We start from the raw sequence: 19,633 nt of genomic DNA, 5'->3' as shown, positions 1-19,633 counted from the left end.
GCGACTCTCTCGAAGCACAGTGAAATCGGTCATTCGTGTCAGGCAAACCCGAATCCCGGGAGAGTCGGCTCGCCTAGCCGCGCAGGGCGGCGATTTGGTACAGGGCGATGCCGGTGGCGACAGCGGCGTTTAGGGATTCCATGCGTTTATCAATCGGGATGGACACAATCTGATCGCAGGTTTCGCGCACCAGCCGGGAAATCCCTTTGCCTTCGGAGCCGGTCACGACCACCAGGGGCTGATCCGCCAGTGTCAAAGCGGGCAAATCCACTTCTCCCCCGCCGTCCAAGCCGATAGCAAACGCACCCTCCGCCTGCAGCTGCTGCAGAGCATGAGTCAAGTTCCGCGCTTTTGCGACCGGCACAATCGCCGCCGCCCCCGCCGAAACTTTCCACACGGCCGCGGTGACGGAAGCCGAACGATGCTCGCCAATGATGACCCCGTCAGCTCCGAACGCCGCTGCGGAACGCAGCGTCGCCCCCAGGTTGTGCGGGTCGGTGACCTGGTCTAACACAATGAACAAGGGGGGACGCTTCGGCTCGGATTTGGCCCGAGTCACCGCCCGGTCCCACAAATCCATGACTTCGGCGTATTCGTAAGCCGCGATTTCCGCCGCGATTCCCTGATGGGTTCCCCCCGCGGTGATACGGTCCAGGTCTGCGGGGGAGCATTCTCGCAGCTCCGCTCCCGAAGCGGCCCCGCGCTGCACCACTTTGGACAGGCGCTCGTCTTTCATGAGCGTCGCGGAAACGAACAGGCGCTTCAGCGGCACTCCGGCCGCGGCGGCTTCGACTACCGGGTTGCGTCCGAAAATGATTTCGCTGTCAGCAGCAGTAGCGGGCCGGTACTTGTTTTTCGCCGCCGCCCGCTGGGTCACCCCCGAGGTATGGGTGGCTTTGCGTTCCGCCTCCAGACGGTCGCGATAGGCCTGGTGGTAAGGGCGATTGACGGCCTTCGGGGTCGGCCCTTTGCCTTTCAAGCGGTGTCGGCGTACCCCGCCGCTGCCTTTCGGGGCGTGTGAAGCAGATCTCTTTGGACTCATGCCGACCATTTTACCCAAGAGGATTTTGCCGGGCGCAAACTCGCGGCGTTCCCGGGGCGGGCAGGTCGTTAGCGCTGGTTAGAATCCGAGCCGGAGCGGGTGTTGTCTGACTCTTCGGAGGTGTCAGCGGCGCGCTGCTCCAATTCGTCGAGCAGGTCACGAATTTCCGAACGCACAAAATCGCGGGTCGCGAGCTCTGACACCGCCAAACGTAGGGCGGCAATTTCCCTGGTTAGGTATTCGGTATCGGCCAAAGTCCGGGCGGCCTGCTGGCGGTCCTGTTCCGCAATGACCCGGTCGCGGTCGTCCTGCCGGTTCTGCGCAAACATAATGAGCGGCGCAGCGTACGAGGCTTGGGTAGAAAACATCAGGTTTAGCAGGATAAACGGGTAGGGATCCCACGGGTTATCCCCGAGGGATTGGGTCAATATCAGGTTCGCGATAATCCAGACCGCCACGAAAACAGTCATCCACAAAATGAACTTGGAAGTACCCATGAACCGGGCGGTACTTTCCGCCACCCGGGTAAACAGCGAACGATCCTGGGCGCCGATTTGGGAGCGGCGCCGGCGTCCGAATACTCCGCGGCGTCCTTCGGTGGGGGTCTCCAATCCCTTAGACATCGGGGCTGACCTCCTTACCTGCTTCTTTACCTGTTTCCTGGGGTGTCTGGGGGTGACGGACCGAATCCGCCGGGACGGTGCTCATCGGGTAGAGAGGTGCGGGGTCGTCGTCCTCATCGCCGGGAGCGCCTTCCGCATCATCAGAGGCCAGGGCCGAAGCGGTGTCTTGTTGTGTTTCCTCGTCTCCGGCGGCGGCTTCGGCTTCCGCAATAGCGGCTTGTTCGGCTTCGGCGCGGTCATCCCACCGCCAGTCGTCAGGTAGCAGGTGGTCCAAAACGTCGTCGACCGAGACAGCACCCAGCAGGGAACCGGAGGTGGGCCCCACGACCGGGATAGCGGTCAGGTTGTAGGTCGCCATGGTGCGCGTCAGGTAGTCTACTGAACGATCCGGGGTCACGGCCTCCAGGTCAGTGTCGACAATGTTTCCCAGCATGATGTGGGGCGGTTCACGTAAAGCTCGCTGAAGGTGAACGACCCCGATAAATTTTCCGGTGGGGGTCTCTAGGGGCGGGCGAGCAATCATCGCGATAGCGGCCAGGGCGGGGGGAATGTCTCGGCGCTGCACGTGCGCGAGCATGGTGGCGACCGTGTCGTCAGGAGCCAGCACCACCGGTTCGGTGGTCATCAGGCCGCCGGCCGTTTCCTCATCGTAGGCCAGCAAACGCCGCACGTCTTTCGCCTCTTCTGGCTCCATCAGTTCCAGCAGGTTCGCTGCGACTTCCTGCGGCAGTTCAGCCACCAGGTCGGCGGCGTCGTCAGGCTGCATAACATCCAAAACATCGGCGGCTCGCGCCGGATCCAGGGAGGAAACAATCTTAACCTGATCGTCCTCCTCCAACTCTTCCAGCACGTCAGCCAGGCGGCTATCGGGTAGCTGGGAAGCGACCGAAAGCATCCGCGAATCGGACAAATCGTGCAGGGCGTCAGCCATATCGGCGGGTTTCATGTCGCCCAAAGTGGCCAGCAGGGAATCCGCCGCTTGATCAGCGCCCCCCACGGTCAAACCGGTGACTTCCTCGATTCCCACATGCAAGGTTTCCCCAAGCCTGGTGCGGAAAGGCCCCCGGCGGGACCGAGCCACGTAAAGTTCAGTGACAGCCCAGGTCCGGTCCTTTTGCCGCTCGATACCCAAGTCCAGAATCTGAGCCTGACCCGAACCGTCCTTCAGCGTCACAACCCGATCCAGCACGTCTTGAATCGCGCAGGTTTCCAAGGGCCGGGCCTGGAAACGGCGCAGGTTTACCAGCCCGGTCGTAATCACGGCACCGGATTTGATGGCAGTGACCCGGGTGATGGGTACGAAAACCCGGTGAGCGCGCGTTACCTCCACCACTAAACCGACAGCGACAGGCGGCCGACGGTGCAGCAAAACCACCACGTCATAAACTTTTCCCACCGGATCCCCAATGGGATCGAACACGGCGGTTCCCCCTAGGCGTCCCACGAAGACGCGTTCCACTTCGTCTCTGCTCACGTGTAAATCCTACCTGTTTGTGCCGGTAGCGGTGGGAAACTTCACGAGGCGGGGTCGGGCGCGGTGTCCTCAGAAGGGTGGGGGCGGCGCTTTCCCCACAGGTAGACCACTATGAAAGCGGTCAGCAGCGCCGCGAGCAGCCAGAACAGCCAGTTGGGAATCCCGGAGAGGGTGCGTTGCACCGCGAACTCCAGATTGGACTGGGCACTGGCCGACAGCAGGGAAGTAGCTAGACCACCGGGACCCGACAGCATCATTATCAGTCCCAACAGGGTTATCAACAGTCCGGAAACCAGGTTTCCTACGGTGGAATCCCGACCCAAAACCTTGAGGGGGCGAGGGCGCAGCACCCGATTTGGAATCAGATTCCACAAGAATGACAGCACGGCGACCGGGGTAAACATCCCCAGGCCGAACGCAAACATGGTAAAGAATCCGGTCACCGGAGAGCCGCCGCTAACGCTGAAAGCGAGGATAGAGCCCAAAATCGGGGCTTGGCAGCCGGTCGCGGCGACCCCGTACGTCAGTCCTAGCAGGAAAATCGCTGCCGGGGAGGTACGTTCGACCGGGGTGTTCCCATCCCGCGGGGAGTCGCCCGAAACCGGGGCTCGCCGGGTGGCGCGTTGCGCGGCGCGGCGCTGTTTCCACAGCTGCCACCGGCTTTGCAGGCTCCCAAAGTTAGGTACCGGTAGTGCTAAGGCCTGCCACACCCCGAACAGGACGATGATTAGCCCCGCCCACACGGTCAGACCGCGCAGTTTCGCGTTCAGCACCGCTCCGATGGCGCCGAAAGCGGCCCCGGTGGGCAGCAATCCCGCCATGAGTCCCAGGAAAAACACGGCGGTGCGGGACGCCAGTTTCGTCTTTGAGGAAAAAGCGTAAGAAAAGAATGACGGAATCAGCAGTGCGGAACAGGGTGAAAACAGGGTCAGAATCCCCCCGGCGTACGCCACCGCGAAGGTTACCGAGTCCATTCCGCTTCCTTCCCTGCGGGTCTATCTCCCGCAGTGAGTTTAAAAAATGACGTGGCCAGCTGCCAGGACCTACTTTGTGGCCAAGAATTTTTGGTACTCGATAGAGTGCTCGAAGTACTCAATCGGGTAGGCTCCAGAAATCGTGGAATCTCCCAGCACGAAGAACGGGGTGCCGTTGACTCCTACCGAATGTCCCGAATCGGTTTCCTCGGAAACGGTAGCTTGGGTTTCCGGGGCATTCATATCGGACTTGAATCGTCCCAAGTCGGTGATGCCAACGGATTGGGCGATCTGGATGACCTTGTTTTCGTCATAAGTGGGGTGTTCACCTTCGGGTGAGGTCCCGTAAGCGGCCCGCACGAAATCCCACAGTTTGCCCTGTTTCATCGCCGCAATCGAAGCCTGCGCAGCCACGTCGGAACGATACTGGTCAGCAAATATCACCATGTTGTGCCATTGAATTTTGAGGGTGCCGTCGTCGACATATTTCTGTAGTTTCGGCAACGTATCGTTGCCCCAACTGGTACACATAGGGCAGGAAAAATCGCTCAGAACTGTCAGCGTCACCGGGGCATCGGGTTTCCCCAGGGTGCGTCCGGGCTCATCAGCCCCGTCCCGCAGGATTTTCATGGCTTCCAGCCCGCCTTCGTTAGTGACCGAGGAGGCGAAGTCTTGACCGGGGACCAAGCCCGTTTGCGCCACAAAGTCCGCCACGGCCTTTTGACCATCGCCCGCAGCGGTGCCGCTTGTCGTTGCGGGTTCGCTGGGGGAGGCTGCCGGGTTGTTTGCTCCCGGAGCCGTGGCTCGCCCCACAAAAAACGCGATGACTAAAAGCACCACAATGGCCAGGACGCCAATAATTTTCAAAGCCCACACGTTGGCGGCGCTACGTTCCACAGATTTGTCCTTATCGCTCATTGTCCCTCATGTTTCCAAATACTTCCTTTAGTCAAGCATAGCGGAAGCCCGGTATGCCACCGGGCGGCTACTGTCCGCCCGGCGGGGCGGCCGGGGAAGCGGACTCCGCGGCGGGAGACTGCTGCGGGGCGTCCGGTGAGGTCGCAGGAGAAGTCGCCGGGCTGGCAGCCGGTCGGGTCGCCTCCGCCCACGCCTTCAGGCCGTCGAACAAGGATTGGGCGTAACGTTCCTGACCGGTATCCGACTTCATAAGGGCGGCATCAGCGGGGTTGCGCATCTCGCCGAGTTCCACCATTGCGGCGGGCACCTCAGCAGAGTTCAACGTCGCCAAATCGGAACGTTTCCACACCCCGCTACTGATAGATCCTCCGGACTGCGGCGCGAATCCCCCCTCCTGGAGCGCCTTGACCAGTTTGGCAGCCAAATCGGAGGCGGGCTGCTTTTGGGCCTCGTTCAATGGCGGGTCGGAAATCATCACAAAGAATCCGTGCTGAGCCGTGTCCGTGGTCCCGTTGGCGTGAATGGAAACCATGACGTCAGCCCCGACCTTTTGTGCAAACTGACCACGGGCATCCACGCACGGACCCACTCCCTGATCCGAGTCGCGCGTCAGGAACACGGTGGCTCCTTCGGCCTCCAGCTTGGTCTTAAGTGCGTTCGCAATCTTCCAGTTGAACTCATGCTCGGTATAGCCGTCAGCGGTAGCGGTGCCGGTGGTGTTGCAAGGTTTTTGGCCGCCGCGCCCATCGGGAACATTCGCCCCGATTTGCTGCCAAGCTGCGGCGTTACCGCCATTGTGCCCCGGATCGAGGACGACTTTCAGCCCTTTCAGGCCTCCGGCCGCCCCGGCCTCGGGGTCTTCGGAAGGTTTGGCGTTCCCGATGGAATCGGGATTGTTTGGGTTCGGTTCGACAAAGTCGCTGGGGGTAGCTGTGACGGTCACAGTTGGGTGCGGCACCACGTTCATGCCCACGGTGACCCCTATGCCCACGCTGACCAGGGACAGGATAATTCCTCCGGCCAGGAGTACCAGCGGTGAAATCCCATCGTTCGGCCGCGGCTCGGGGGTTCCCGTGCCCACCCGGCGCAACCGTAACTTGGAGGGTCCTTCCGGGGTTTGGGCCGTGAGGGATTTCCAACGTGGTTCGGACAAATCCGCTCGCGTGGAGGAAGTGCCCAAAGTGCTCTGCGGGGTGCGCGGCGAGACCGAGTGGAGGTGTTCCCAGTCCGCATCCGGGTGTGCCGCGGCTCGTTTGGAAGTTCGCTGCGGCGTGTTAGTGAGGGGATTTGCGCCGGTCCCCAGAGCATCTGCTTTGGGTGGTGCTGCGGCTGCGGCGCTGGTCGCGCCCAGGTCGTCCCATCCGGACACCAAAGACTTCCATCCCTCGGAATGGACCGGTTCGGGGCGGCGTTGGGTGGGTTTGCGACCTTGCCCGGTTGCGCTCCCGGTTCGTGCCGGCGGCGTGGTCGGGGTGGCGGGTTCCCCCGGGGCGAGGGTGGCGTCAAGATCCTCGCGCATCGCTTCGGGGACTTCCGTGGCTGGAAGCTCCGAGGTTTTCGATTCAGTTGGTCTGGACAAGTGAGAATCCTGTTGTTCCGGCCCGTCCGCGTTTAACATATTTTGGGCATTCGCCAGCAGGGCGGCAATCCCCGGATTATCCCCGTAGGGAAGCTGGGGTACCTGGTTAGCGTTGGCCGCTCCAGCTGCTTCAGCAGCGGCGGAAAAATCTTCAAAAAAGTTGGCAGCGTTAGTATCCGCAGGGTTGTGGTCGGGGTTGTGGTCAGAATCCGGGACTGGGGGCAGGCGGCGGCTGGGGAGCTTACCCAGAGAGGAAGAGCGCGCCGGAGGAGCAGAAGGGTAGTCCTGGGTCGGTTCCCAGGTGTCGAATTCCTCCCAGTTGGGCATGTTGCTCCTGAATATGGTGACTTAGTGTTGCGTGGCGTCTTGTTGATGGTAGTCCTGTTTGGCAAAGAAAAAGCCTTTGCCGGTGACCGTGTTCCAACATCCGGTGCCGCTGTAGGTCGATTGGCAGGCGAAATCGCCGGAGGTCATGGCTGAATCGTGGGGAATCACCGAGCCGCTGGAGTTGTAATTCACATTGGGCTGGCAATAGATGAACGGGTCGCCATCCCGCAAGCTGATGACCAAAGATTCGAAATAAGTATCGCAGCCGCCCACGGGGTTGACCAGGTTACGGACCTGGCAAATGAGTTCATCGCCGTTTACCCGGCAGGTCGAGTCCCCTGTTTCGGTGACAAAAGACTGGATATTCTGGGCGCCGGCCGGTGCCGGAGCGATTGTCGGATGCGGTGATTCGGTACTCGGAGTCTTGTCCTTGTCCTCATCCTTATCTCTATCCTGGTCCTGGTCCTTGGCTGGGGGCGTTTCGCTTGCTGTATTGCCGGCAGCATTCGGGGAATCCGCGTCAGACTGGGTGTCGTCTCCCCCGATAACGCCGGTCACCACCAAAACGATTGCAACAATCATGCCAATCACAGCAACGAGCAATATTGAGAAAATGACCCATAAACCGGTGTTGGATTTTGGCTTCGCGGCCATCGGCGGATAAGGGGCGGGGGTCGGACTCATCACCGGGATATTGCCGGTGACGGGAGCCATGTACTGGGTTTGTGTCGCGGCTGGAGGCACGGTGCCATAGCTTCCCATGCCCGCGCTCTGGTTTGGCGCGGCGTTGGGCGGGTAAAACGAGGGCAGACCGGAGGTCTGCACCGGGGCTGATACGGGGGTGTTCAGCGTGGGCAGTACCGTGGTTTCGTCCGGTTTTTGTCCCATTATTGAGGTGCGATTGGGGCTCACGGAGGGGGTTTCCCCGGTGGTGGGGGTTGCCTCCGAGTCGGGTGTCGCCGGGGTTTCCGGTTGTGATGCGTCGGTTTCGGCAGGGACGACTGTCGCGGGTGCTTCGGGGTTTTCCGGCTCGCTGGGGGTCGGTGTTTCTGATGGACCGGGAAGGGGGAGGGAAGGCATGGGCATCATCTGGCCAGCCTCAAAAGCGGCCTGGCGCTCGCGCAGAGCGGCGAGGACTTCGGGCTCATTTTTGTTCACGAGCCAGTCGAGCAGTCCGGTGTAGGCCGCGGGGTTTTTCGCAATTAACGGACGCAGTTCCGCATTGGTCGCCAGCTGTTGTAGATCCAAGCCGGGGGTAGACGCGTCACTAGCTTGGGCACGCAGTTCATCCATACGGTCATTATTCCACAAATTCGCGTCTTTCCATCTGTAACTTGTGGTTTTTACGGGCGGTGGGGTCAATCGGCAAAACCGCGAAACTCAAAATGCGTAAACATTGCCTTGAGCTCCCCCGCCCGGTCCGCCAAGTCAGTCGCAAAAGATTGGTTTTGGTCCGGTGCGTAAAGTTCCTGAAATTCCGGTCGTGTTCCGTCGGGACGGGCCTGCTGCAGCGCCAAGCGTTGTACCCCGCGCTCTTGCAGGGCACGAGCCAAAGCGGGGAGGGCTGATGGATTCGTATCGCGTGCGTCTGTGCCGGGGTAGGCGGTGACGCGCACCTCGTAATCCGGCAGGGTTCCGCCCCGGTGCGCCGCCAACACCAGGTCCAGCGCCCGCCAAGCGTCCGTGCCGGCCCGGTGCGCTTGGGGACGGCCTACCACTTGTGGATAGTTTTGTGCCAAACCCTTTACGTCCAAGCCGACCCAGTCGAGCAACCCGGCCTCCAACAGCTGCGCCAGTCGCTGCGGGTAGGCCCCTCCGGTGTGCAGCCCCACCAAAAATCCGAGGTCACGCGCCTGCCGGGCGGCGGGCACCAGCGCTGCCTGACGAGTCGGCTCCCCGCCAGAAAACACGACGCCGTCGAGCAGACCGCGCCGCCGTCCCAGCAGCTCCCATAGGTTCGCCTCTTCGTAACCGGCGGGCGTCCGCGGGTCAATGATGGCAAAATTTTGGCAATATCCGCAGTTCCAGGGGCATCCTTGCAGGAACACGCTGGCGACCAGTTTCCCCGGCCAATCCACCGTGGAAAACGGCGTCACCCCGGCGATGACCAAACCGGTGAGCGGGTTGGTCGCGGGGTTATTCGTGGCTGCTGTGGACACTGGTGCTCCTCATTGATTAAATACGTGACCCAGGTAACCCAGCCGGGTTACCTGGGTCGGATAGATTCAGTTTATTGCTTTTCGTCCATGAGAATCATGAAGCCTTCCACCGGTACTTGGTACTGCACAAAAATGAGGTTGTTCGTATCTGCCGGCACGGTGTATTCCCAAGAGGCTGTAGCGGGGGTATCCACGCCGCAACCGACTTCGGTCAGCTGGCCCTTTTGGTCGTCAATATCTACATCTTCCAGATCCGGAACAATCCACACCTTTATGGTGGTGGGTTTCACCGTCTGGCAGGTGAAGTCGACCTTGACCTTATCCCCGGTCTTCCAGTCCTTGTTGTCGTTGAAATACAATTTATAAGACTCAATCTTGTCACTGGAGAAGTTCTGGAAGGTGGCGTTAACACGGTAACTGGAGTATCCCTTGGAGGCAGCGTATGCCTCGCCAGCATCCTCCCACTTTTTCGCCAGGGCGTCAGCGTCGTCCACGGCGACTTCCTCTGTCTCTTGCTCCGGCATGGCCACGTCCTCGGTCGTGGAAATCAGGCCGGTTTTCTGATCAGCAGTGGGTTCCTCGCTTCCGCCGCCGCAGGCGGACAGGCTCAAGGCCAGGGCGAACGCACCCGTCAACGCAAGTAACTTTTTCATGAGTATTCCTTCCATTTGTCAGGCTGAGGGGGCTGGTTGCCCCAGGTTGATAAACAGCCTAGGCAAACGGTTAAGGTTTGTAATCACCCAAAAGTACGGAAAATTTAGGTTCGCGGGTGGTGTCCGAAAACTGTCACCCGCGAACCCGGTAGACCCACGACCCTTGTGAAACCACGAGGGGGTGAATCTGGCCCTAAACCAAGGCCGCTTCCGCCAAGCGCGAATGCAGCTCACCGTGGGAGGCAGCCGCCGATTCGCTGAAATACTGGCGCTCGGCAAACTCGCCTTTCTTGCCGATGTTAAAGGACTGGACAGGACGGAAGTAGCCCATGACGCGGGTCCACACTTCGCAATCTTGGTGCCGGCCTTTCGCTTCGCATTGCGGGCAGGTGAAGTGTTCGCCGGAAATGTAGCCGTGCGTCGGGCAGATACTAAACGTTGGCGTGATGGTGATGTAGGGGGTGCGCCAGGTGGTCAAGGAGCGGCGCACCAGCTGTTTGCAGGCCTCCGCGCTGGATACAGCCTCGCCCATGTACAGGTGCAGCACGGTGCCGCCGGTGTACTTGGTCTGCAGTTCCTCTTGCAGTTCCTCGGCCAGGAACGGGTCGTTGGTGAACCCGACCGGCAGCTGCGAAGAGTTCGTGTAGTAGGGGTTCTCGGTCGTGCCGGCCTGCAGGATTTTGTCCCCAAAACGTTTCCGGTCAGCTTTCGCCAGGCGGTATGTGGTGCCCTCGGCCGGGGTCGCCTCCAGGTTGTACATATGTCCGGTAGACTCCTGGAGTTCAATCATCTGGTCGCGCACCCCGTCCAGGATTCGGGCCGCCAGGGCGTGTCCGCGAGGATCGGTGATGTCATAAGCGTCATCGGTGAAGTTGCGAATCAGCTCGTTCATGCCGTTGACCCCGATGGTCGAGAAGTGGTTGTCCAGCGTCCCCAGGTAGCGTTTCGTGTAGGGGAACAGGCCGTGGTCCATATGGTACTGGATAGTGATGCGCTTACGTTCCAAAGTCACCGAAGCCAACTCAATGAGTTCACGCAAGCGGGCACGCAAACCGTCCTCGTCGCCCTTGTGCAGATAACCCAGACGCGCCAAGTTGATGGTCACCACCCCGATAGACCCGGTCTGTTCCGCCGAACCGAACAGCCCGTTACCGCGCTTGACCAGCTCCCGCAGGTCGAGCTGCAGCCGGCAGCACATGGAACGGATCTGTCCGGGGTCAAGCTCCGAGTTGATGAAGTTCTGGAAATAGGGCAGCCCGTACTTTGCCGTCATCTCAAACAGCAGGTTGGCGTTTGGGGAGTCCCAATCGAAATCCTTGGTCATGTTGTAGGTCGGAATGGGGAAGGTGAACACGCGTCCGTCCGCGTCTCCCTCGGTCATGACCTCCATGTAGGCGCGGTTGATGATGTCCATCTCGGCCTGCAGGTCCCCGTAGGCAAAGTCGCACAGTTCCTCACCGATGAGCGGTACCTCGTCGCGCAGGTCCGGCGGGCAGGTCCAGTCAAAAGTGAGGTTCGTAAACGGACACTGACTGCCCCAGCGGCTCGGCACGTTCAGGTTGTAGATGAGCTCCTGCATACACTGTTTGACCTCGGCATAGGTCATGTCGTCCAGGCGGACGAAAGGCGCCATATAGGTGTCGAAGCTAGAGAACGCCTGGGCGCCGGCCCATTCGTTTTGCAGCGTGCCCAGGAAGTTCACGATTTGCCCGCAGGCCGAGCTGAAATGCCGCGGCGGATTGGAGGCAATGGCCCCGCTGACCCCGTTGAAACCCTGCTGCAGCAGCTGTTTTAGCGACCAACCGGCACAGTACCCGGCGAACATATCCAGGTCATGAATGTGGAAGTCGCCGTCGCGGTGGGCAGCACCGGCCGCGGCGGGATAAACCTTGTCCAGCCAGTAGTTGGCGACCATCTTGCCCGCCGCGTTCAAAATCAGACCGCCGACCGAGTAGCCCTGGTTGGCGTTGGCGTTGACCCGCCAGTCAGCCTGGCTCAGGTATTCGTCCACTGTCTCTATGGGGTCAACCGTGTGGTGGCGCGGGTTCGTTTCAAAAACGGGGGTCGTCTCTTGCTTCGTTGCAGTCATCTTCTTCCTTTCGTCTCCTCATCTCCCGGTATCGGGAACACAAGAAATTACTCTAGGGAGGTATTTCGCCAAATCAACTACATATTGTGCGTGTTGCTCAATTTTACCACTACATATTGTGTTTGCCCAGGTCTATGAGTTACGGTGATTCGTCGTTTTGCGTGTCGCGGTATCGTAGGATGGTGAAATTTTCTCACCGGGTGGAACTGAACGAACCCAACGCCGTGACTGTCGCCCAGGGCGCGACCCGACGCGACGGCACGTTGAAAGTGAATCTGGCGGATTCCAATCCGACGACCCCGGCATGGGAACACTAGCTCACGGCAATAATGATAACTAAGGCTATGATTAGCAAAATTGCGGCAATCGAGGAGAAAAGCAAGAGCCTCTTTTGCTCCGAGGTCAGCTCGGCGCGAGGTTGACGCGGGATTACGAAAGCAATCCCACTGACTAGTGCGAATTCGATAATCCATGCCCAAATCGGAATGTCAACCGACTTGATGGTAAACATGACAGCCGTAATCAAAGTCAACATTGCCCCAAAAGAAGCGGATTCCCCCATCCGCATGAACATATTTTTCGACGTATCTTTCATCCTGCGCCACCTCCTAGCAAGAAATCGCAGTTCCAATCGCCCCACCAGCGACCATACTACTAGCGAACTTCATAATGGTTTTCCTTTCTGAACAGACAGCGCATACAGCACTTTGAAGTGGATACTCTCAAGGTTAGGAATCGCAGAAGCCCTGCACATCACCCTCAAGGCTCACCCGATTGGGTGAAATAGCGAAGTAAGCCCCTCCCGACGTGGGCTAGTATGGTTTTGTGCGCGTAGCGATTGTCGATGATGATGCATTCGCCCGAGACGCAATGAAGACATTGTTGGGTCTGGTTGAGGGGATTACGGTTTCCTTGACGGCCGGAACAGCCTCGGAGGCTTTAGCGCGCTTGGATCAAGATGAAACCGCACAACCGCAAGTTTTTTTAGTGGATATTAGTATGCCAGGCATGAGCGGGATCGAATTGGTTCGAAGACTACGCGTTTTATCCCCAACATCAGCCGTGATTATGATTTCCGTACTAACCAGGGCTGACAAAATCCGTGAGGCATTTCGCGCCGGAGCCACAGGCTACTTCGTCAAAGAGGACGATCCGGCTCTAATCGCTGAAAACCTGGGAAAGGCTCTTGCTGGGGAGCTGGTTTTTTCCCCTACGTGTTCCCGGCAACTGATTTCTGTTCTCACTGATGACGCGACTTTTGTGGCTGTGAAACGTCACGCTGGCGAACCAAGCGATACAGTTTTGACTCAGCGAGAAAAGGAAATATTGACGCTTATGAGCGAGTCACGTACGAATTCTCAGATAGCCAGTCGACTCAAGATTAGCGAAAACACTGTTAAAACCCATATCAAATCCATCATGCAGAAATGTGACGCAGCCGATCGTGCAGGTGCGGTCGCGTACGGAATACGCCAAGGTATCATCGATTGAGGGAGACCGGATGACTATAAATAGCCCTTGGCTTCGCTATTTGGTGGTTACGATAGGTATCTTGCTGCAGGTATTGGCGCTGATACTGAATGCAAAAACAGTCCTGGACTTCATAATGATTGGTCTTTCTATTGTCTTTTTGGCTTTCGGGTTGAGGTTTCCCTCCGTTGCGGCGGTGCTGGTTTCCGTGTGGTTTATCGTTGCGGCTACTATTCCGCAAACGCTGGAGCAGGGCTCTGGTTTTTACCTTTCCCTGGTGTCGATTGGATTCCTAATTACTCGGCGTCCACCCTATGTCGGAGTCATTCTCGGAGCTGTCTCAGCCTTCGTTGTTTACTACGGGCACTCGTCGATAGCCTCGCTTTCCGGTAAATTTGGGATGGTTCTGTATTTAATTCCTATACTGGTCGGTTTTGGCTTCAATCAGCTGCGAGCGCAAAAGGAAGCCCAGGAAGCTACGGAGCGTTTGCGGATTTCCGCCCTACGGGAGAACTTGGCGAACCAACTTCATGACAATCTCTCCAACAAACTGGTACAACTAATTTTACTTTCGCGCCTGCTACCAGAAGTTAAAGACTCCGAGAGCGATTCTTTAGGCGTGAGAATTCGTGAAGTGTCGGCCTCGGCCCTCTCCCAGCTAAGCGACTTTACAGAGGATTTAGGGCGTGATGCGACCGGCGGAGAAGTCGGAAATTCTAAAGAATTTAACAGCCTGCCCCAAACCCTTGAACATATTAAAAACCAGTTGCAAAGTGTAGGGTTTATCGCGGAATGCACTTTGAGCGGCTATGAAATACAGCATCTCCAAACCGTTGAGTTACTCACCGAGCTAGTCGAAGAAATCGCTACGAACATCATGAAACACGGGCAACCGAATACTAAAGCATACATTCTAGTGCGCTGCACAGCGACGCAACTGCGTATATTTAGTGCTAACCGAGTTCGTGAAGATGCCTTATTCTCACCCAGCGGACGGGGTTTGCGCAGTATGCGGACAAAACTCAAAGAATTGGGAGGACAGCTAGAAACCAGGCTGGATTCCGGTCAATACAGTATCTCTATTTCTGTGCCTAAATCGTTAGGGGTGAAGAGCACGTGAAATTTTCTGACCGGGTGGAACTGAACGAACCCAACGCCGTGACTGTCGCCCAGCGCGCGGCCCGACGCGACGGCACGTTGAAAGTGAATCTGGCGGATTCTAATCCGACCCGCTGGGGGTTGGGCACACCGGGCCTGCCGCCCTACGAACCTGACCCGCGGGGGCCTCGGGCGGCCCGCGAGGCGTTGGCTGCCTGGCTGAGTGAGCGTGACGAACGCACCGTGAATCCCGACCATCTATACCTGCTAAGTTCTACTTCCCAGGGCTATGCCTGGTTGACGAAGTTGACCAGTAATCCCGGAGAGCGGCTCGCTGCCCCGACCCCGGGATACCCGCTGGTAGAAACAATAGCGGGGTTGGAAGACGTGGGGGTCGATTTCTATCCCCTGACCTGGGTGGGATCCCGGTGGGAGCTGGGCGAGCTCAATCCGGGGGCTGTTAGCGCGGTGGTGGCCATCAATCCGAACAATCCCACTGGCTCTTATGTACACGGGGAGGATCGTCAGCGGCTCCTCAGCTACTGTGCGGACCACGAGGTGGCACTCATCGCCGACGAGGTGTTTTTTGACTTCGACCTGCCCGGCGCCCCCACCCGACCCGCCGATCGCCGACGCCTGGCGGGAACCTCGGAAGTGCTGACTTTTGCCCTGGACGGAATGAGTAAAAACTTGAGCGCCCCGGGGCTGAAAATCGCGTGGCTGGAAGTGTCCGGGCCGGAGCCCGACGTGGCGGCGGCCCTGGCTCGGCTGGACGTTATCGCGGACGCCTACCTGCCGTTTTCCGATGTCTTGGCCCAGCGCCTGGAGCAATACTTGGCCGCTGTGCCCGCCGCGACCCGCGCCACCCGGCAACGCTGCCGCGAGAACCTTGCCACCTTGAGGGACCTTGTGCGCACGGAACCGAGCGGAACCGTGAGCCTGCTGGAACCCGAAGGCGGCTGGAACGCGCTGCTGCGATTTCCCGCCCACGTGGACGAGGACGCGCTCGTCACCGGGCTGATTGCCCAGCGGGGCATCACCGTGCAGCCGGGATATTTTTTCGATATGCCTTTTGCCGGGGTGGTGTCGGTGTCGCTGCTGCTCGATGCACCGGCGTTCCGCTCCGCCATCGCAGCCCTGCTGGCGGGCATTGCTGACCAGCTCTGATTGCCTGGCCGATGGGGAGACGATTCCCGCTCAGCGCGGCAGGAGGGCACGAAGGGTGAAACGTGGGGTGGTGAACACGGACAGCGAGCCGCCAAGGGCTTCGAGCCGGGATTCCAAGTTACTCAGGCCGGTGCCATAGGTCAGTGTGGTTTCCACGGTGCTGGGGTTAGAGACTTCCATCCAAAAGTTGGACGCATCCTGTCCCAGACGCACCTCCATTTCGCTGGAAGTCGTATGAATCAGCACATTCGTGATGGCTTCGCGCAACACTTCCGTAAACATGCGAGCCTTGTTGGCATCTGGGGGCAGGCTGCCCGAAATCTGCAGTTTTAGATCCACGGCTGCCGCCAAATCCCGCAGGGTATCCAGCCAAATTTCCGGGGTTGCTTCGACTCGATCTTGACTGAGTTCCGTAGGCAAATCCTCTAATAAGCTCTGTAAACGGCTCAAGCGTTCATCATCACTCACGCCGTCCTCCAAGAAACGATGCACGAAAGAAATTCGTTGAGAAAGGGTGTCGTGGATGGTAGATCGGGTAGATAAAACGAGTTGACGTGATAAGGCTTCATTCAACCGAGAAGTCTCACTGGCCAGGAGGTTTTGGCGTTCTTGCAGTGAGGCGATTTCCTCAGAAAGTTGATTACTCAGCGCCATGTAGTTGCTGACGTCTACAGCCAGGAGTTGATTCCATTCCCGTCTCTCATCACGAATAGTTTGGTGAGTCAGCAGCCAGGTGCGTCCGTCAGGTTCGCTGACCCGTAGACTGCTGATTCCATCATTGTCCTGTGTCCACTGGGGGTTTTTCCCAGCGTCATCGGCGAGGTTCGCTGTGTTCACCTCAGTACTCAATTGACATAGTTGTCGGCGCAGAACCCGATGATTTGTCAAGGACGTCAACCCAAGACGTCCCAACAGACCTTCCATAGTCGCATTGACTAACTTATGGTGTCCAGACAAACTGGCAAATGCCACCCCCTGTTCCAGCTGATCCATCGCATTTTTCACACTGAAAGCGTTAATATCGCGGTGCATGAGCTGCCAATCACGCCAGACTTGGATTAATAACCAGGAGGTGGTTAACGAGGCGCCGGTCAGTAAAATCCAGATTCCTCCCTGAACTATGAACGGCGGTAGCGCTGGAATTAACATCACCACCAGAGGTGCTTGGGTATAACGGTATCGGGTAGTCAAAGTTGCCAATCCCAGGCACAAGCACACCACTACAAACCAACCAAAATGGCGGTCACGTAGCAGGAAAATTCCAAAATGGGAATGAATAAATACGGTGGCAAATGCCCACATATAGAACGCAAACAAAACCTCCACACTGAGCAGGAAAAGCGTAGCCAACACCCGACGGTAAACGAGCCACTGACTCATCGTGAGTAAACTGGCTGCCAGCATCCCGATTCCCAGCAGGAGGGTTGCGACCCCGAGCTGAACAGGGGTGAGACTGTAGAGTTGTTCGCTCATTGGGTGACCTCTTTGCGGCTCAGAGGGCGGCAGGACTCACAACCCGCGTCAGATACAGTCATATTGAGATGCCCGACGCCATCTTCTACGAACAATTCGCTCTGTGCGCCCTCCCAGTGCAAAAGGGGCTCTAGCAGCTGAAAAGCCGCAGAGGGGCAGTCGATAATCCAGTTCAGCCAAGCGGTGCTCCCCTCTGAGCTAACCTCAAAATTCACGAAAACCGCAGCTTGGTCGACCCTAATCATTTGATTGAGTCCGCGATGCAGACCCTCCAAGCACCTTAGCGCAACCTCTAGCTGGATAACCCCGACTGTCGGACCGTGTAAGCCGGCTAGAGCCCCGGTATAGGAAAAGTCGGTACAGGATTGGCTCAGGAAAGTTGTCAGGGCGTTAACCGATACGCTATTTCGCTCAAAATGTTGGAGCGTCAATAAACTCGCCCGTTTGGCATAGCCCAAATCCATTTTGATATTCCGCAAAACTTGCGAGCGTTCGCTTTCCCCCAGGTGAGCGTCTAAGCGTGTGGCATTGGCTTGGATCCGCACCAGGGAGCCATTCATTAACTCATCGAGGCGATCAAAGAGCACAGGCGCTTCCGCGGATTCCTCCATGTTTAACGTAGCCATATATTCGGCACGCAGAATTTCAGTTTGATGAGCTTCTCGGGCGCGCAATGCTGCTAAGGCTTTCTCTAGATCCGTGACGGCGCTAACATCGGTCTCCCACAGTACATGTCCGGCGTCAATTGGGCGACTTTGACAATAGACGGTTCGGTTAGATTCCACCAAAGGACCGGTCACCAGCACCGATTTCTGACCATCGCGGAGCTGTTGACGGGTATCTTGATTGAGCCCGAGAGGTTGACGTGTGTGGTATCGAGTCAACCAGTCCTGATCGACGATTTCGACCGGAATCTGGGATTTTTCAAAAAAGTGTAAGTACCCGCGATTTTGTCCAATTGCTCCAATAAAGAACAAAATCTCCCAGGTCAACACGAAAACTACGCAATACATTTGGACGGTTTCCGTGGAGCGAACCAGCGGAATCCGCACGGTGTATGCCACCGAATAGGACACCAGCAAGACGAACAATAGCCCGATGCCCGCTACCAGACGCATGCGATTACCCCGTAGCGACCACAATCCTACATACATTACGGCGATGAAAACTAACAGAACTGCCCCGTAATGCAGGTAGTAGCCCGGACCGTAACTGTAATCCACGCCCGATTTACCGCTGCCAAAGCGCAGCACCCAGTGGTGTAAATCATTGGTGAACGCGAGCAGGATTAAAACTGTGCCTACAGTGATAATCAGGAAACGCAGATAGCGAAAACCGGGTGGACGACCACGCTGAGAATGTGCCAGGACAAAAAACAGAATTGCCATCGTGGTATAAATCGGCACGTAATAGTAGTACCAGGCATACCGCTCGAATACGCCGAGGGAAGCATGTTTGACAATTCGTGCCAAAATCCACAGTATCAATATCACCGCTTGAATCAGTACAGCTGTGCGTACATATGTGGAAGACGCGGTCCAAAACCGCCATCCTGCCCAAAAGCTTAAAAGGCACAGCAACACGATGAACCCGACCAGCTGGTAGCCCTCGTTTGTGTTTTCCCATTCCCAAGACCCGTTGTAAGTGTCGTTATACAGGCTTGCGTCCCAGACAAATTCGTTGAATCGATTGAGGTTTGTCACTGGTTCAGCATGTATCGTTTCGCGAAAACTGGGATTGAGAGAAGGGTAGTTTGTGGGGGTAAAGAACTCTTCGGGTACGTTGGCTAGTGACGAGGCTCCTGTCGAGTTATGGGGATTTCGTTCCCAGATGCCTATCCACGTGCTCAGTGTGGGGGCAGGGGCGTAGTAGGTTGGCGAACCTTTGGCGCCGGCTTGGGCTGCTCGACGATCTGTAGTGAGGCAATAGTGGCCAAGCTGTAGTGCCTGGGCTAATTCCTTTATTGAAGAACCGGTGTGTAACCGATGGTTGTGGTTGATGGCTTGTAGCAGTCCCTTTGCTTGGGGGGCGGAAAAGTCTTGGGTTCCGTCTGCCTGATGTCCAAGCCCAAGGGCGCTCATCAGTTCCAGTCTGGATACCCCTTGATCTAGGTAGACAGTTGCGAAGCTGTCGCCTAGTTGGGAAAAGTCGGTGAAGGATTGGACTGATTGTGATCGGGATGCCAACACGATTGATTCGGGATAGAGCTTGGTAAATACGCCCTTTGGCTCAGATATCGAAGCGGAATTGGCCATGACTTCGCTGGTAATCACATAGGCTGGACCGGCACGCAGTAGCTTCAACAGCGCCCATTCGCTGTGGGACTCTACCTTGACGCCGGTGATGCGATAGAAATCTGTTACCCGTTGATCAAAGCCGGTGGGAACAGCCATCGTGTATGCGGATTGGAAAGATATGCTGCGCAACGGGGCAAAAATGAGCAAGGCTACGGTCAGCCCTAAAACTAGAGCAACGCTCAGATGGGTTAACCAATCGTGAACCCACGTCGGTCCGACAGATTTAGCACCGGGAGAACTGGGTAATCTGTCGCGGGGCGGGACTGGGGAAGTGTCAGACATGCCAACCT

At 57.7% G+C, this 19,633-nt stretch carries 17 protein-coding genes; 4 read left to right on the top strand and 13 right to left on the bottom strand.

The window, feature by feature from the left end:
* Nucleotides 1-73 precede the first annotated feature (73 nt).
* From rlmB to SPI05_RS06630, 10 genes are all read right to left on the bottom strand, one after another.
* Complete coding sequence (rlmB, locus tag SPI05_RS06675; RefSeq protein WP_321077316.1) at nt 74-1,051, bottom strand: 23S rRNA (guanosine(2251)-2'-O)-methyltransferase RlmB; 978 nt, start codon at nt 1,049-1,051, stop codon at nt 74-76.
* A 59-nt stretch (nt 1,052-1,110) separates the two neighbouring features.
* Nucleotides 1,111-1,665: a DUF1003 domain-containing protein gene (locus SPI05_RS06670; protein ID WP_295028602.1), complete on the bottom strand. Its 555-nt coding sequence runs from the start codon at nt 1,663-1,665 to the stop codon at nt 1,111-1,113.
* Nucleotides 1,658-3,139 carry a magnesium transporter MgtE N-terminal domain-containing protein gene (locus SPI05_RS06665; protein WP_321077261.1) on the bottom strand — a complete coding sequence of 494 codons (1,482 nt, stop codon included), beginning with the start codon at nt 3,137-3,139 and terminating at the stop codon, nt 1,658-1,660. The genes SPI05_RS06670 and SPI05_RS06665 overlap by 8 nt, the downstream gene beginning before the upstream one ends.
* A 41-nt stretch (nt 3,140-3,180) precedes the next feature.
* Nucleotides 3,181-4,113: a cytochrome c biogenesis CcdA family protein gene (locus SPI05_RS06660; protein ID WP_321077260.1), complete on the bottom strand. Its 933-nt coding sequence runs from the start codon at nt 4,111-4,113 to the stop codon at nt 3,181-3,183.
* Between the two features lie 69 nt (nt 4,114-4,182).
* Nucleotides 4,183-5,031, bottom strand: a complete 849-nt coding sequence (locus SPI05_RS06655) for a DsbA family protein (protein WP_321077259.1) — start codon at nt 5,029-5,031, stop codon at nt 4,183-4,185.
* 67 nt (nt 5,032-5,098) lie between these two features.
* On the bottom strand, nt 5,099-6,937 hold the full coding sequence (locus SPI05_RS06650; RefSeq protein WP_321077258.1) for an N-acetylmuramoyl-L-alanine amidase: 1,839 nt from the start codon (nt 6,935-6,937) through the stop codon (nt 5,099-5,101).
* Between the two features lie 21 nt (nt 6,938-6,958).
* Nucleotides 6,959-8,230 (bottom strand): hypothetical protein, encoded by a 1,272-nt coding sequence (locus SPI05_RS06645; protein WP_321077257.1) that lies wholly within the window; start codon nt 8,228-8,230, stop codon nt 6,959-6,961.
* Between the two features lie 65 nt (nt 8,231-8,295).
* Complete coding sequence (locus SPI05_RS06640; protein WP_321077256.1) at nt 8,296-9,096, bottom strand: anaerobic ribonucleoside-triphosphate reductase activating protein; 801 nt, start codon at nt 9,094-9,096, stop codon at nt 8,296-8,298.
* A 71-nt stretch (nt 9,097-9,167) separates the two neighbouring features.
* Nucleotides 9,168-9,749: a hypothetical protein gene (locus SPI05_RS06635; protein WP_321077255.1), complete on the bottom strand. Its 582-nt coding sequence runs from the start codon at nt 9,747-9,749 to the stop codon at nt 9,168-9,170.
* A 193-nt stretch (nt 9,750-9,942) separates the two neighbouring features.
* Complete coding sequence (locus tag SPI05_RS06630; protein ID WP_321077254.1) at nt 9,943-11,838, bottom strand: ribonucleoside triphosphate reductase; 1,896 nt, start codon at nt 11,836-11,838, stop codon at nt 9,943-9,945.
* A gap of 182 nt (nt 11,839-12,020) precedes the next feature.
* Between SPI05_RS06630 and SPI05_RS06625 the strand changes: the two genes are divergently transcribed.
* A complete protein-coding gene (locus SPI05_RS06625; protein WP_321077253.1) occupies nt 12,021-12,155 on the top strand; it encodes a hypothetical protein in 135 nt (44 codons plus the stop codon).
* Here SPI05_RS06625 and SPI05_RS06620 read toward each other — a convergent pair.
* Nucleotides 12,152-12,433 (bottom strand): hypothetical protein, encoded by a 282-nt coding sequence (locus tag SPI05_RS06620; RefSeq protein ID WP_321077252.1) that lies wholly within the window; start codon nt 12,431-12,433, stop codon nt 12,152-12,154. The genes SPI05_RS06625 and SPI05_RS06620 overlap by 4 nt on opposite strands.
* Nucleotides 12,434-12,663: 230 nt before the next feature.
* Between SPI05_RS06620 and SPI05_RS06615 the strand changes: the two genes are divergently transcribed.
* Genes SPI05_RS06615 through SPI05_RS06605 form a run of 3 tightly spaced genes read left to right on the top strand, consistent with a single transcriptional unit; the run spans nt 12,664 to nt 15,573 of the window.
* Complete coding sequence (locus SPI05_RS06615; RefSeq protein ID WP_321077251.1) at nt 12,664-13,329, top strand: response regulator transcription factor; 666 nt, start codon at nt 12,664-12,666, stop codon at nt 13,327-13,329.
* A gap of 10 nt (nt 13,330-13,339) precedes the next feature.
* On the top strand, nt 13,340-14,428 hold the full coding sequence (locus SPI05_RS06610) for a histidine kinase (protein WP_321077250.1): 1,089 nt from the start codon (nt 13,340-13,342) through the stop codon (nt 14,426-14,428).
* Nucleotides 14,425-15,573, top strand: a complete 1,149-nt coding sequence (locus SPI05_RS06605) for a pyridoxal phosphate-dependent aminotransferase (RefSeq protein ID WP_321077249.1) — start codon at nt 14,425-14,427, stop codon at nt 15,571-15,573. Before SPI05_RS06610 ends, SPI05_RS06605 begins: the two co-directional genes overlap by 4 nt.
* A 30-nt stretch (nt 15,574-15,603) precedes the next feature.
* Here the strand turns inward: SPI05_RS06605 and SPI05_RS06600 are convergent, their stop codons facing one another.
* Nucleotides 15,604-17,046 (bottom strand): ATP-binding protein, encoded by a 1,443-nt coding sequence (locus tag SPI05_RS06600; protein WP_321077248.1) that lies wholly within the window; start codon nt 17,044-17,046, stop codon nt 15,604-15,606.
* A complete protein-coding gene (locus tag SPI05_RS06595; protein ID WP_321077247.1) occupies nt 17,043-19,625 on the bottom strand; it encodes a histidine kinase N-terminal 7TM domain-containing protein in 2,583 nt (860 codons plus the stop codon). Before SPI05_RS06595 ends, SPI05_RS06600 begins: the two co-directional genes overlap by 4 nt.
* Nucleotides 19,626-19,633 lie beyond the last annotated feature (8 nt).

The sequence above is a fragment of the Mobiluncus sp. genome, from assembly GCF_034180645.1.
Classification (GTDB): Bacteria; Actinomycetota; Actinomycetes; order Actinomycetales; family Actinomycetaceae; genus Mobiluncus.
Note: the sequence above shows the minus strand (reverse complement) of the source record. Positions and strands in the feature narration are given on the sequence as shown.

Coding starts and splice junctions, on each gene's coding strand:
- SPI05_RS06600 (WP_321077248.1), bottom strand. CDS start 17,046: ATGAGCGAACAACTCTACAGTCTCACCCCTGTTCAGCTCGGGGTCGCA.
- SPI05_RS06650 (WP_321077258.1), bottom strand. CDS start 6,937: ATGCCCAACTGGGAGGAATTCGACACCTGGGAACCGACCCAGGACTAC.
- SPI05_RS06670 (WP_295028602.1), bottom strand. CDS start 1,665: ATGTCTAAGGGATTGGAGACCCCCACCGAAGGACGCCGCGGAGTATTC.
- SPI05_RS06645 (WP_321077257.1), bottom strand. CDS start 8,230: ATGGATGAACTGCGTGCCCAAGCTAGTGACGCGTCTACCCCCGGCTTG.
- SPI05_RS06655 (WP_321077259.1), bottom strand. CDS start 5,031: ATGAGCGATAAGGACAAATCTGTGGAACGTAGCGCCGCCAACGTGTGG.
- SPI05_RS06630 (WP_321077254.1), bottom strand. CDS start 11,838: ATGACTGCAACGAAGCAAGAGACGACCCCCGTTTTTGAAACGAACCCG.
- SPI05_RS06635 (WP_321077255.1), bottom strand. CDS start 9,749: ATGAAAAAGTTACTTGCGTTGACGGGTGCGTTCGCCCTGGCCTTGAGC.
- rlmB (WP_321077316.1), bottom strand. CDS start 1,051: ATGGTCGGCATGAGTCCAAAGAGATCTGCTTCACACGCCCCGAAAGGC.
- SPI05_RS06620 (WP_321077252.1), bottom strand. CDS start 12,433: ATGAAAGATACGTCGAAAAATATGTTCATGCGGATGGGGGAATCCGCT.
- SPI05_RS06595 (WP_321077247.1), bottom strand. CDS start 19,625: ATGTCTGACACTTCCCCAGTCCCGCCCCGCGACAGATTACCCAGTTCT.
- SPI05_RS06610 (WP_321077250.1), top strand. CDS start 13,340: ATGACTATAAATAGCCCTTGGCTTCGCTATTTGGTGGTTACGATAGGT.
- SPI05_RS06660 (WP_321077260.1), bottom strand. CDS start 4,113: ATGGACTCGGTAACCTTCGCGGTGGCGTACGCCGGGGGGATTCTGACC.